This is a genomic window from Sporosarcina ureae (assembly GCF_002082015.1).
Taxonomy (GTDB): Bacteria; Bacillota; Bacilli; order Bacillales_A; family Planococcaceae; genus Sporosarcina; species Sporosarcina ureae_A.
This window is the reverse complement of record NZ_CP015109.1, coordinates 2,841,202-2,853,293: the sequence shown is the minus strand read 5'-3', so window position 1 is coordinate 2,853,293 and position 12,092 is coordinate 2,841,202. Positions and strand designations below refer to the sequence as shown.

Below are 12,092 nucleotides of genomic sequence, written 5' to 3'. Positions count from 1 at the left end.
AAGAGCCGCCCGAATGGGTAGCTCTTGCTTTTGTTTGCTCTATTGAACTTGTCTTGATCTTTGCTTTTGAACAATCATGTTATACTCGAAAACGATTTCAGTGAAACGTCAGCCCTTCCACTTCCGAAACCCACGACGCTGCGCAAAACGCGCACAAGACGAACACACTTTAATCTTCTTATCATTCGGCAAATAATATCCTTGATAAACAGACGTCCGCTTCTTACAATATTCACACTTCGGCTTAAAGAAATCAAACAACATACTCTTCCCTCCTGACCGCTAACGAACACAATTCCAACCCAACGATTCATAATTACACTGATTATACCACCCCGCCAACCAAAACAGTGAATATTTCATGAAACCATTCGACAGAAAAAGCGCTCCTCCGCAGAGGAACGCTATGTATAATTTTATTTACTCATCCGTTATTTCGTAATTCCCACGCTTATGATTCTTTCGGATCAGATACGTCTTATATCCTTTTCTTACACCGAGCGCCATTTGCGTGAACCTGGCCGCCAGCCCATTCTTCAACATGCACGCTCGCTGGTATTTTGTTTGAAATACTGAATAACTACATTTCACAGTGAAAACATTCCCATCCCGGAAAATCACTTTTGTATGATGTTTATCGAATGGCAAGAATGTTAGGACGTGTGCCAATGAAAACCACACGCATTCATTACTCGAAGGCGAATTACTTGGGAAAAAGTACATATCCAATCGCTCGTTGACCATTACAGGCGTCATATGGATTTCACCCATCAATGCCTTGCCACCGTCGATCCCACCGCGCAAACTCGTCCCGTAAAACTTCATGCTCAAGTCCACTACTTCAGTTGGGCTTTTATCTACCCGTATAAAATCACCGTCTTTCAGTAACACCGCACATAACTTTCCCTCATCGTCATAATACGGATATACCAGACTCGTACCCGGTGAAATCACTGACTTTGTCTCTTCGTCCATGCCCCAATATCCTCCTTTTTTATAGAAACTCCTTTCGGTTAGTGGAATAAAAGAGTATACTAACGATATGTTGGTATACACCAGCCAGTAAATCCTCGGGTCTGTCTCCCATGACATGAAGCACTCGGGGATTTTCTCTATCCACTAGGTGACGCATTGCGATCTCACCTCCCTTCAGAACCTTACGTTAACGCACAAAAAACAGGCCAATAAACAGAGCTTTAGTTATCGACCTGCGTGCATTCATTTTGAAAGACAGTAAGCGTTTACATAGCGTATCCCGTACAAAGTACCTGTCTTAAGGACTAGTATATAGTACTATAATGATTTCGTCTACCTTCATTTCCATTATTCTGATTTTATTGTTGAAACTCTATATAATATGGCAGATTCTGTATGTTGATCAGGCATTTTGACGAAGCATTGCGTTTAGCGAATGAAGTGAATTAAAATACAAATCGAAACATTATGCAATTTCGAAGAGCACTAAGGAGGATTTTTGTATGGTTAAAGATAAAATATTGCTCATCACAGGGGCTGCACAAGGAATAGGATTCGAAATATCCAAAGCGTTCGCAGAAGCTGGCGCCGTCGTCGTGTTGACCGATGTGAATGAAGACAAGGTAATAGAAGCAGCTGGCGCGTTAGGTGGCAGGGCATTCGGCTTGAAATGTGACGTCACGAAAGAGGAAGATATTCAGGAAGCAATCGATGAAGCAATCGCTCGTTTCGGCAGAATTGATATCCTCATTAACAACGCAGGTTTGCAGCATGTCTCAAAGCTCGAAGACTTCCCTACTGCACGATTTGAACTGTTAGTAAAAGTTATGCTCACTGCCCCGTTCATCGCGACTAAGCTCGTCTTGCCGCATATGAAAAAACAGCAATTCGGTCGGATCTTAAATATGGCGTCCATTAACGGACTCGTAGGTTTTGCAGGAAAAGCAGCGTATAACTCGTCTAAACACGGCGTAATCGGATTGACAAAAGTAGCCGCACTCGAAACAGCAGCTGACGGCATTACCGTGAACGCGATTTGCCCGGGCTACGTGGACACACCGCTCGTGCGCAATCAATTTGAAGACTTAGCGGAAGTGCGCGGTGTCCCTCTCGAATCCGTACTCGAAGACATTATTTACCCCCTAGTTCCACAGAAGCGTTTATTGGATGTGAAAGAAGTGGCCGATCTTGCGCTATATCTTTCAAGTGATAGCGCGAAAGGAATTACCGGTCAGGCGATTGTACTCGACGGTGGGTATACGGTGCAGTAAATATAGAAGCTAGTTGTCGAACCACGCTATTCATTCAACAACAACTCCAGCAACCAAAAAAGTTCTCAACCGACCATTCGTCGCGTTGAGAACTTTTTTCATATTACAACACACTTAATTCCGAATCTTTCCTATCGCTAATGAACATACAACCCGGCGAATGCGTGATCATAATAGACGGCTTACTCTGCATCGCTACGGCTTGCGGCGTCACACCACACGCCCAGAACACTGGGATTTCGTCATCATGAATCGTCACGGCATCTCCAAAGTCCGGTGAGGAAATGTCGTCAATTCCAATCAAACTCGGATCGCCGAGATGAATCGGTGCACCGTGAACGTCTGGGAAACGCGTCGTAATTTGAATCGCGCGAATCGCGTCTGACGCTTTCATCGGTCGCATGCTGACTACGGTCGGTCCTTCGAAAATACCGGACTTCGTGCAGGCAATATTCGTCTTATACATCGGAACATTGCGATTCTCTTCGATGTGCCGAATAGGAATTCCACCTGCAAGTAACGGTGCTTCAAACGTGAAACTGCAGCCGATTAAAAAGCCCACCATATCGTCTTCCCAGTAATCTGTAATATCGTGTACTTCTTCGGCCAACACACCGTCTCTATACACACGGTAACTCGGTAGTTCACTGCGAATATCTGCGCCTTCAGCAAGCTTCACCGGACGATACGAACCCGGTTCTGTGACATCTAGTAACGGACAAGACTTTGGGTTGCGCTGGCAAAACAGCAGAAAATCAAGTGCATGCTCTTGTTTTAATATGACCAAATTCGCTTGTGTAAAGCCAGTCGCCATTCCAGACGTCTGCCCCGTAATGACTTGCTCTCGAATTAATTTCCGAACTTCTTGCGCTTTCATTGAACGATACGCTTCCATCCATACACCCTCCTAACGATCACTTAAAAAGTAACGGAATCTGTTCGATCAACGTGATAATACTCAACACGCCCATCACGACCACGACAATCGCGCCGCCAATCGTCAACCATAGTGGATGCTTGTATTCACCCACAATATTCTTCTTATACGCCGCAATGAGCAACGTACCTAGCGCGAGTGGCAGAATCAATGCATTCAATGCCCCTACTAATAAAAGAATTGTGACTGGTTTTCCAACGAATGCAAACGTTGAAGTCGAGACGATGATGAATAAAATAATGATCCAGTTGTGGTACTTTTCGATGATTGGGTGGAACGATCGGATGAATGAAACCGATGTATACGCTGCACCGACAACGGATGTGATCGCAGCTACCCACATGATGACGCCGAACAATCTCAATCCTAATTCTCCTGCTCCAAGTTGGAACACAGATGCTGGTGGATTGTCTGGATCAATTTGCAACCCTTGTGAAACGATGCCAAGTACGGCTAGGAACAATGCCACTCGGATAATGCCCGTTACGACAATACCAGTGACAGAACTTCTCGTAACCAATGGAACGGAATCAATGCCTTTAATGCCTGCATCTAACAATCGGTGTCCACCGGCAAACGTAATATATCCACCGACTGTCCCTCCGACCAATGTAACGATCGCGAAGAAGCTGATTTCAGAAGGATTAAACGTTCGGACGATTGCCTCTCCGACTGGTGGTGACGTTTTGAACGCGACGAATACGACCAAAATAATCATGATCACACCCGCAACGGCAACGACCTTATCCATCACCTTGCCCGCTTCTTTCACCATGAATATCAAAATCGCAAAGACCGCACTGATGACCGCGCCCATGATGGGATCAATTCCAGTCATCGCGTTCAGTCCTAGCCCTGCACCTGCCACGTTACCGATATTAAACGCAAGTCCTCCTGCGACAATGAGGAAGGCCAGAACGAAACCTAGACCGGGTAACACTTTATTGGCAATTTCCTGTCCACGTAAGCCGGACACCGCGATCACTCGCCAAATATTCATTTGAGCAAAGACGTCTAGAATTAATGAAATCAAAATGACGAAACCGAAACTTGCGGCAAGTTGCTCAGTAAATACCGTCGTCTGTGTTAGGAATCCTGGACCAACAGACGAAGTCGCCATAAGGAATGCGGCGCCTAGTAAGACGCCACGCGTTACTTTTTTCTGTTCTTGCTCATGAGTCAGTCCTAACTTCTCATTTTTCATACAGCATCCTCCCGATCAGCAATAGCCGTTACCGTAATTTCCTCACTGTTTAGCCGGTCTGTAATATATTTTGCAAACTCGACTGCATGCTCTCCGTCTCCATGAATGCAAATTGTGTCTGCGCGTAGAGCTACATCTGTCCCTTGTTGCGAACGCACTTTTCCTTCTTTGACCATCGTAATGACTTGCGAAGCCGACTGTTCTTGGTCGGTAATCATCGCGTCATCCTGCGAGCGAGAAGTGAGCATACCGTTTGATTGATACGTACGATCGGCAAACACTTCATGCGCCGTCACGAGTCCAATCGCTTCCCCTGCTTTCGACAATTCACTATCCGCAAGAGCAAACAGTACTAGTGATGGGGATACATCATATACAGCTTGTGCGATCGCTTCTGCAATTTTCTGATCTCTTGACGCCATCTGATACAACGCACCATGCGGCTTCACATGTTGCATCGGTTCTTGATGTACAGCAAGGAACGCTTGCAATGCACCGATTTGATAGACGACCATGTCATACGCTTCTTGTGGCGTAATGTTCATATCTCTCCGGCCAAATCCGACTAAATCCGGCAACCCAGGATGCGCACCGATTCGTACGCCGTTATCAATCGCCAGCTGGACCGTCTCCCGCATCACAGATGGATCACCTGCGTGGAATCCACAGGCTATATTGGCAGAGGTTACATATTTTAAAATCTCTTTTTGTTCTCCCAATGTATACCGACCAAAGCTTTCTCCTAAATCACTATTCAAATCTACTTTTGCCATGTGTATGACCCCCTTTGTTTTTTACGAAACGAATCAAACCCACCAAAATCCAGATGATTCGTCCAATTCACCAATATGAAGTAAGCGTTTGCACGTCATTCAGTTCCGTAATTCGAAACCGAGGTTTTGAACTTGGAACTTAGTCTATCATAAAAATCTTTTGCTGAATAGACCATTGTCGAAAAATGGTGAGTATTTTTATTAACTGAATAATAAGCTTGTAATTTCATTTTAGAAATCTATAATAGAACTACGATTCGTTTTTCAGAATAACAGTTTCGAATTTCGGAATTTGAAGGAGATGTTACGATGAGTGATCAGAAATCTCTCGATATAAAAGTACTTGGCGATTCCGCCATCATTATAAAACTAGGCGAAGGCATCCACCCTTCCATCCACCAGCAAGTGAAAAACCTGTCTTACCTTTTGGATGAATACCCATTCGACGGATTTATCGAGTCAGTTCCTGCCTATAATAGCTTGGCGGTATACTACTCTCCGTATCTCGTCTATCAATCAATGAATGGCTTTCAGATCGACGGCACACCTATTGAAAAAGTCACCGATTATATTAACCAGCTGGCTATCCAAATTTCCGACCTGCCTGTTACCGAAGGAAGAGTAGTCGAGATTCCTGTTCTGTACGGTGGAGAATTCGGTCCTGACTTGGAAATCGTGGCGGAAACGCATGGCATGTCTGTCGAAGAAGTCATTACCATTCATACGACACCTGAATATCTCGTCTACATGATTGGCTTCGCACCAGGGTTCCCCTTTCTCGGAGGTCTCGATGAACGAATTGCAACTCCAAGAAAATTAACGCCACGGACATCGATTCCTCCTGGCTCTGTCGGGATCGCTGGCAAACAAACCGGTGTCTATCCACTCGAAACGCCAGGCGGCTGGCAAATTATAGGACGCACACCGACCGACCTGTTCGTTCCGGATATGTCTCCCCCGTCTTTATTGCAGTCAGGAGATAAAATTAAATTTTGTCCAATGACACAAGAAGAGTATGATGAGCAAAAGAAGGTGATGACATGTCAGTAAACGTACTAAATGCAGGACTTTTAACTACCGTACAAGATATCGGTCGCACCGGTTCGCAAAAATTCGGTGTTCTTGTAAGCGGTGCCATGGATAGTTATTCAATGCGTATCGCGAATCTACTTGTCGGCAATGATGAACGTGAAGGCATTCTAGAAATTACGCTATTTGGAACGACGCTACAGTTTGAGGAAGATACATTGATCGCGATTACTGGCGGAGATCTTCAAACGACAGTTGACGGCATACCGGTGGCGAATTGGCGGCCTCTCATTGTTAAGAAAGGTTCGATACTAAAATTCGGCTTTGCGATTGAAGGTTGTCGGGCGTATTTGGCGATTGCCGGGGGGATTGATGTATCGGTTGTGATGGATAGTAAAAGTACGTATATGGTGGCGGGAATTGGCGGTTTTAACGGAAGAGCACTGCAGCAAAATGACCAGCTTTCATTCGGTCCATTAACGGAATCAAACGCGAAAGTCTTTGCGTTGATCGAACGCGAAGGCACGCCAGACTGGGCTGTACCGCATCATCCGCTAATCAGTTTGGCATCGACACAAACGATTCGCATGATTGAAGGCACGGAATATCAGCACTTTGACGAAGCGAGTAAACAACGACTTGTGAGCGAGCCGTATGTGGTTACACCGCAATCGAACCGGATGGGCTTGCGACTCGAAGGACAGGCACTTTCATTAACGGAAAAACTGGAACTATTGTCAGAAGGCGTGACGTTCGGAACGGTTCAAATCCCTCCTAACGGCAAGCCGATCATTTTAATGGCGGACAGACAAACGGCTGGCGGCTATCCGAAAATCGGACAAGTCATCACCGCCGACTTAGGCAGCTTGTCACAAGTGAAACCGAACGCGAAACTGTATTTCCAGCTCATTACACATGCACAAGCAGAGCGTGAACTCATTGCTAAAGAAGAGTTGATCAAGCAAATTAAAATCGGTATTCAACATAAACTCCACTACTAAAACAAAAACCTTTGCGTTTCAGCCTAACTGAATCACAAAGGTTTCTTTCATCCTGTATAGCCAAGTTGCCTGGAAATCTCCAAGGCAGCTTCTTTCACTTTAGGAACGAGGATTTTCAAATTCTCTTCTTGATAATTCGCTTCAATACCCGCGATACTGATCCCCGCAATGACATCTCCATTAAAGTCAAAAATCGGCGCCGCCACAGAAGAAGTGAAATTCTCAAGCTCTGAATTACTGAGCGCATAGCCGTTCTGTCGCGTCTCCTCAATAGACGCAAGCAACGACTCCCGATCCGTGAACGTACCGTTACCTAACTGCTGTAATTCGATCTTATCCAAATACTCTGCGATATAGCTATCCGAAAGATACGACAAAATAATGCGCGAACAAGCCCCTGCATACAACGGGCTGCTTCTTCCAATCGCCGTATACAAACGAACTTTCTGGAACGTATCAATCTTCTCCACATAAATCGCCTGATCGCCTTGGCGAACAATCAAATTAATCGCTTCTTTCACATCGTTATGTAGCTCTTCCATAATCGGGTACGCAATCTTGCGAATATCCAACCGCTTCGAAACGAGACTGCCGTATTTCAAAAACAACAGACCGAGACGATACTGTGAATCCGCGCCTTTCTCGAGAAACTTCATTTCTTCGAGTGAAGACAGCATGCGGTAGACCGAAGACTTTGGGATGCCGGATAGGTCGATGATTTCTTGGAATGTTAGAGCGGGATGATCGACGAATAGGTTGAGTATGTCTAACGAGCGGACGACTGTTTTGTTGTTTGTGCTCATGTTGGCTCCTTTCCGAACGTAATATTCTAACTAGATTCTATGGACGAGTATACCATTATTATCCTACCTACGCATTATACTCTTTCAAACATCTCATACCTTTGGATCTTGATTTTCTATTCATAATCGGCAGTCCTTCCATCTATCGTTCACATCATGGTATACTAGTATTTATTGTAAAAAAAGGGGGTTCCTTTATGCCATACGATGTACTATTATTCGATCTAGACGATACATTATTCGATTTTGAAGAAACAGAAAAACATGCACTCGGCAATACATTCAACACGTTCGGACTACCAAACGGCCTAGAAGCGTACCGCGATACATACCGCGCGATCAGCTCCGTCATCTGGGATGATCTCGAACAAGGACGCATCTCACTTGAAGAGTTGAAAGTGGAACGCTTCCGTCGATTATTCGCACACCATGAACTACAAGTAAATGCCTCAGATTTCGGTGAACTATACATCGAAAATTTAGGCCACGAATCCCATATGATCGAAGGCGTAGAAGAAATGATGGCTAAGCTAACGGATTACCGATTGGCGATTTTAACAAATGGCTTCACACTCGCCCAACACGCGCGCATAGCCGGCTCGCCTTTACACAATACCTTCGAAGCGATCATTGCATCCGAAGAAACAGGCTACAAAAAGCCACAGCCTGAGATTTTTGACTACACGTTTGAGAAACTAGGCATCACGGATCCGTCCCGTGTCCTGATGATTGGCGATTCTCTCACTTCCGACATACAAGGTGGGATCAACGCTGGCATCGATACTTGCTGGTTCAACCGAAATCGTCGCGAAAACCAAACGGGAATTCAACCGACATATGAAATTCATTCATGGGCAGAATTCAGCGTGGGCCGTACGCCAGTAAAGAATAACTAAACTAAAACCAGTAACCCCTCCAATACATTGCGTTGGAGGGGTTACTCATCTACTTATTCAGCTACTAATGAAATGACCTAAGGACTTTTTACCTTTTCTCACTCGCCGCCTCAACAAATTTCTCAAATAACGTCAACGACAAACGATCTTCCCGCTTCACCATCGCTTCAGGATGCCACTGAACGCCTACGACAAAACGATGCGCGGTACTCTCTAATGCTTCAATGACCCCGTCCTTCGCAACCGCGGTCACGACAAGTGGTGCCTGGACTTCCTTCACCGCCTGATGATGCAGTGAATTCACGCGGACTTCTGATGTGCCTGCCCACTCCGCCAATTTACTATCGCTTACAATAACAATTGAATGAAACGCAAAATCTAAATCCGTTAGCTGGTGATGCTGCAGTAAATCCTCCGATAGCTGCGCATACATATCTTGATAAATCGTTCCACCAAACGCCACATTGATCAACTGATACCCTCTGCAAATCCCAAACACCGGCTTATCTTGATCTGCCATTCTCTTAATCAATGCAAGCTCCGACTCATCCCGCTCAGGTAACACTTTCCCAAGCTGCCGATGTGGTTCTTCACCATACAAATACGGATCGATGTCTTCTCCGCCGATTAGCAATACACCATCTAATCGATCGCACACTTCTTCAATTGCATCCAGTCCTACCGGCAAAATAACCGGTACGCCACCTGCTTGTCGAACCGCTCGTATGAACCGAGTCTGAACGAATGTATCTCCGTTTTGGTCTATATCTGATGTTACACCAATTACTGGTTTCATGTACCGCACTCTCCCTTTTACATTCTTACAAGTGATGAAATATGGTATACCCGAATTTGTGGGAAGTTACTCGGGGGTGGGTACATTACTAAACAGGTAAATAGAAAAACCAGATTTCAATTCATGTAGCGAATGGAAGTCTGGTATAGATGGAGTATGGTTATGTTCTATAAAAAGATGTTTATTAAATAGCCTCTTCTAACGAATTGATCGATTCTAGCTTTTATTTTAAAATACTAACCACCAATTTGAAAGCGTATACAAAATCATTTATATAGAAGAGACTCCACACATTCTCAAACCGTTTTCGTTACAGCAAACAGTTTTCTTCTACTACTTCTTCTTCCGGCAGAATAATCTTATACGGGATAGGCGACGACAATACAATGGAAGTCGTTAACGTGCCAAATGGAATCAGCCGGTCGATCAGCTCACTCATTTTGGCCATACTAGACGTGGCGGCTTTTAAAATATAATTAGTCGTTCCGGTCACACGGTGACATTCAAGAATGGAGTTTTCTTCTTTGATTTGTTCCTCAAACTCAGTCGGCTTCTTTTTTAATTCACTGACCTGGATGAATAGTAATGTGTCCAATCCAAGTGCCTGCAATGAAACTCGCGTAGTGAATTCTTGAATAATACCTTTTTCTTGCAAGCGAAGCAAACGCTCCGAAACACTCGGACGGCTAAGAGATAATTGTTTAGAAAGATCACTAATTGTCACACGGCTGTTTTCTTGCAATAGTTTCAATAATGTAATGTCCGTTTTGTTCAAAACCACACCTCTTTCCAAAATGAAGGATAAATGCACCAAAGTTATTCAAAATTGTGTCGTTTTCGTGAAAAACACTTTCTTCTGATATGTAAATAAATTATAACTTACTCTAATATTAAGTCAAAGGGAAAACAGCAACCGAGGGAGGTACGGAACAGATCACATGCATCCCAAAATCTATGTATACATTTTTTTACATGAAAGTGTAAGCGGTTTCAAGTTCTAAAAATGATCTTCTACTTAGTAAAAACTATAACACAAAAGGAACGTGACGCATGCATACGAATAATCAATGGTCTTCTAAATTAGGTTTTATTTTAGCAGCAGCAGGCTCAGCAATCGGTTTAGGTGCTATATGGAAATTTCCTTATGTAGCAGGAACAAGTGGCGGTGGAGCTTTTTTATTAATCTTTTTACTTTTCACCTTCCTGATTGGACTTCCGCTACTTATGGGAGAATTCATTATTGGACGGAGTACGCAAAAGAACGCAATTGATTCCTATAAAACGATCGCACCGGGTACATCGTGGCATTTAATCGGTAGATTAGGAATTGTTACCTGTTTCATCCTTCTATCATTTTACAGCGTGGTGGGTGGTTGGGTGCTTATCTACATCTGGAAAGCTACCACGGGAAGTCTGAGTGGTCTGACACAGGCTGACTATGGAAATTTATTCGGCAATATTGTATCAAGCCCCTATGTAAGTGTAGGTGCCCAGCTCCTATTCATGATTATGACAACATTTGTTATAGCAAAAGGAGTGACAAGTGGTATAGAGAAGGCCAGCAAATATATGATGCCTGCACTGTTCGTCTTGTTTATCATCTTGACTATACGGTCATTCACTCTCGACGGAGCGATGGCAGGTGTTAGCTTCTTCTTAAAACCTGACTTTGGCAATATAACCTCTGAAACCATTTTGTTCGCGATGGGGCAATCCTTCTTCGCACTTAGTATCGGTGTTTCCGTCATGGTGACATACAGTTCGTATTTATCCAAAAAGGAAAGTTTGCCACAATCCGCTATTTCTATCGTATTAATGAACTTGCTCGTGGCCGTTCTAGCAGGATTGGTTATTTTCCCAGCCGTCTTTGCATTCGGTCTCGAACCGGACGCAGGCCCTACATTACTCTTTAATGTATTGCCCACCATCTTTGGGCAACTGCCGTTTGGCACATTGTTCTTCTTAGCATTCTTGGTTCTGTTCCTGTTTGCAGCGCTCACTTCCGCATTTTCCATGCTGGAAATTATTGTAGCGGCCACTTCCAAAGGCGATCACAAGAAGAGAAAAAATCACGCATGGTTGATTGGCGCGGCCATCTTTATTGTTGGTGTCCCATCCGCCTTATCGTACGGCATATTATCAGACTTTACGATTTTCGGTATGATTCTGTTTGACGCTTTCGACTTTTTAGTAAGTAATATTCTCATGCCACTCGGTGCGTTGTTGATCGCTATATTCATCCCCATAAAAATACCGAAAGAAAAGCTCTATGAAGAATTGAAGGCAGGCTCCAACATCAGCACAAAGTTATTTTCTGCCTGGTTTTTATTAATCCGTTACCTCGCACCGGTAGCTATTCTAATCGTTTTTGCAGATGTACTTGGACTATTGAACTTCTTGAAATAAC

General features: G+C 44.1%; 12 protein-coding genes. 5 read left to right on the top strand and 7 right to left on the bottom strand.

Annotated features, from left to right (window positions below; all coding sequences use genetic code 11):
• Positions 1 to 420: 420 nt before the first annotated feature.
• Positions 421 to 975, bottom strand: a complete 555-nt coding sequence (locus SporoP17a_RS13800; protein WP_167693439.1) for a competence protein ComK — start codon at positions 973 to 975, stop codon at positions 421 to 423.
• Positions 976 to 1,478: 503 nt separating this feature from the next.
• Between SporoP17a_RS13800 and SporoP17a_RS13795 the strand changes: the two genes are divergently transcribed.
• Complete coding sequence (locus SporoP17a_RS13795; protein WP_083035216.1) at positions 1,479 to 2,246, top strand: 3-hydroxybutyrate dehydrogenase; 768 nt, start codon at positions 1,479 to 1,481, stop codon at positions 2,244 to 2,246.
• 103 nt (positions 2,247 to 2,349) lie between these two features.
• Here SporoP17a_RS13795 and SporoP17a_RS13790 read toward each other — a convergent pair whose 3' ends face one another.
• From SporoP17a_RS13790 to SporoP17a_RS13780, 3 genes are read right to left on the bottom strand one after another with little or no spacing between them, the layout of a single operon-like run.
• Complete coding sequence (locus tag SporoP17a_RS13790; RefSeq protein ID WP_083035215.1) at positions 2,350 to 3,141, bottom strand: putative hydro-lyase; 792 nt, start codon at positions 3,139 to 3,141, stop codon at positions 2,350 to 2,352.
• A gap of 19 nt (positions 3,142 to 3,160) precedes the next feature.
• Positions 3,161 to 4,387: an NRAMP family divalent metal transporter gene (locus tag SporoP17a_RS13785; protein ID WP_083035214.1), complete on the bottom strand. Its 1,227-nt coding sequence runs from the start codon at positions 4,385 to 4,387 to the stop codon at positions 3,161 to 3,163.
• Positions 4,384 to 5,160, bottom strand: coding sequence for a LamB/YcsF family protein (locus tag SporoP17a_RS13780; protein ID WP_083035213.1), 777 nt, complete (start codon positions 5,158 to 5,160; stop codon positions 4,384 to 4,386). The genes SporoP17a_RS13785 and SporoP17a_RS13780 overlap by 4 nt, the downstream gene beginning before the upstream one ends.
• Before the next feature lie 309 nt (positions 5,161 to 5,469).
• Here SporoP17a_RS13780 and pxpB point away from each other — a divergent pair, with 309 nt between their 5' ends.
• A complete protein-coding gene (gene pxpB, locus SporoP17a_RS13775) occupies positions 5,470 to 6,210 on the top strand; it encodes a 5-oxoprolinase subunit PxpB (RefSeq protein ID WP_083035212.1) in 741 nt (246 codons plus the stop codon).
• Positions 6,201 to 7,190 (top strand): 5-oxoprolinase subunit C family protein, encoded by a 990-nt coding sequence (locus tag SporoP17a_RS13770; RefSeq protein ID WP_083035211.1) that lies wholly within the window; start codon positions 6,201 to 6,203, stop codon positions 7,188 to 7,190. The genes pxpB and SporoP17a_RS13770 overlap by 10 nt, the downstream gene beginning before the upstream one ends.
• A gap of 47 nt (positions 7,191 to 7,237) precedes the next feature.
• On the opposite strand, the gene SporoP17a_RS13765 is transcribed toward SporoP17a_RS13770, so the two are convergent.
• The gene (locus SporoP17a_RS13765; protein ID WP_083035210.1) at positions 7,238 to 7,993 is read right to left on the bottom strand and encodes an IclR family transcriptional regulator; all 756 of its coding nucleotides are present in this window, start codon (positions 7,991 to 7,993) and stop codon (positions 7,238 to 7,240) included.
• A 197-nt stretch (positions 7,994 to 8,190) separates the two neighbouring features.
• On the opposite strand from SporoP17a_RS13765, the gene SporoP17a_RS13760 reads away from it, so the two are divergent.
• A complete protein-coding gene (locus SporoP17a_RS13760) occupies positions 8,191 to 8,889 on the top strand; it encodes a YjjG family noncanonical pyrimidine nucleotidase (RefSeq protein WP_083035209.1) in 699 nt (232 codons plus the stop codon).
• An 88-nt stretch (positions 8,890 to 8,977) separates the two neighbouring features.
• Here SporoP17a_RS13760 and SporoP17a_RS13755 read toward each other — a convergent pair whose 3' ends face one another.
• Both SporoP17a_RS13755 and SporoP17a_RS13750 read right to left on the bottom strand, forming a co-directional pair.
• Positions 8,978 to 9,685, bottom strand: coding sequence for a gamma-glutamyl-gamma-aminobutyrate hydrolase family protein (locus SporoP17a_RS13755; RefSeq protein ID WP_083035208.1), 708 nt, complete (start codon positions 9,683 to 9,685; stop codon positions 8,978 to 8,980).
• A gap of 310 nt (positions 9,686 to 9,995) precedes the next feature.
• Positions 9,996 to 10,460: an Lrp/AsnC family transcriptional regulator gene (locus tag SporoP17a_RS13750; RefSeq protein ID WP_083035207.1), complete on the bottom strand. Its 465-nt coding sequence runs from the start codon at positions 10,458 to 10,460 to the stop codon at positions 9,996 to 9,998.
• A 275-nt stretch (positions 10,461 to 10,735) separates the two neighbouring features.
• Between SporoP17a_RS13750 and SporoP17a_RS13745 the strand changes: the two genes are divergently transcribed.
• On the top strand, positions 10,736 to 12,091 hold the full coding sequence (locus tag SporoP17a_RS13745; RefSeq protein WP_083035206.1) for a sodium-dependent transporter: 1,356 nt from the start codon (positions 10,736 to 10,738) through the stop codon (positions 12,089 to 12,091).
• The last annotated feature ends 1 nt before the right edge of the window (position 12,092 follow it).

Coding starts and splice junctions, on each gene's coding strand:
- SporoP17a_RS13795 (WP_083035216.1), top strand. CDS start 1,479: ATGGTTAAAGATAAAATATTGCTCATCACAGGGGCTGCACAAGGAATA.
- SporoP17a_RS13785 (WP_083035214.1), bottom strand. CDS start 4,387: ATGAAAAATGAGAAGTTAGGACTGACTCATGAGCAAGAACAGAAAAAA.
- SporoP17a_RS13800 (WP_167693439.1), bottom strand. CDS start 975: ATGGACGAAGAGACAAAGTCAGTGATTTCACCGGGTACGAGTCTGGTA.
- pxpB (WP_083035212.1), top strand. CDS start 5,470: ATGAGTGATCAGAAATCTCTCGATATAAAAGTACTTGGCGATTCCGCC.
- SporoP17a_RS13745 (WP_083035206.1), top strand. CDS start 10,736: ATGCATACGAATAATCAATGGTCTTCTAAATTAGGTTTTATTTTAGCA.
- SporoP17a_RS13790 (WP_083035215.1), bottom strand. CDS start 3,141: ATGGAAGCGTATCGTTCAATGAAAGCGCAAGAAGTTCGGAAATTAATT.
- SporoP17a_RS13780 (WP_083035213.1), bottom strand. CDS start 5,160: ATGGCAAAAGTAGATTTGAATAGTGATTTAGGAGAAAGCTTTGGTCGG.
- SporoP17a_RS13760 (WP_083035209.1), top strand. CDS start 8,191: ATGCCATACGATGTACTATTATTCGATCTAGACGATACATTATTCGAT.
- SporoP17a_RS13765 (WP_083035210.1), bottom strand. CDS start 7,993: ATGAGCACAAACAACAAAACAGTCGTCCGCTCGTTAGACATACTCAAC.
- SporoP17a_RS13770 (WP_083035211.1), top strand. CDS start 6,201: ATGTCAGTAAACGTACTAAATGCAGGACTTTTAACTACCGTACAAGAT.
- SporoP17a_RS13755 (WP_083035208.1), bottom strand. CDS start 9,685: ATGAAACCAGTAATTGGTGTAACATCAGATATAGACCAAAACGGAGAT.